1 protein-coding gene is annotated in these 520 nt (G+C 46.2%); it reads left to right on the forward strand.

What is annotated here, in order from left to right:
- Window positions 1-520: catalase (locus tag R7Q11_RS29295; protein ID WP_225467360.1), on the forward strand; the 520-nt coding region annotated here is incomplete at both ends.

Consider the following 520-nt stretch of genomic DNA (forward strand, 5'->3'; position numbering starts at 1 on the left):
GACTCCTGTTTTCGTTCGTTTTTCGACCGTTATTCACTCAAAAGGATCGCCAGAGACGCTGCGTGATCCACGAGGTTTTGCAACCAAATTTTATACTGAACAGGGTAACTGGGATCTGGTAGGGAATAACCTGCCTGTGTTCTTCATCCGTGATTCGATTAAGTTTCCGGATATGGTGCACTCTCTGAAACCGTCACCAGTGAACAACGTTCAGGATCCAAACCGATTCTTTGACTTTTTTAGCCATGAACCAAGTGCGACTCACATGCTGACTTGGGTGTACAGCAATCTTGGTACGCCAGCGAGCTATCGCACAATGGATGGCTTTGGCGTTCACGCTTACAAGTGGATCAACCAACAAGGTGATGCGAACTATGTGAAGTTCCAATGGAAGAGCCAACAAGGCATTAAGAGTCTTCGTCCTAATGAAGTGACGGAAATGCAGGGTAAAGACTTCAATCACCTTACGAATGATTTGTATGCCGAAATTGGTCGCGGAAACTACCCTAAGTGGGATCTG

The sequence above is a fragment of the Vibrio sp. 970 genome, assembly GCF_033339075.1.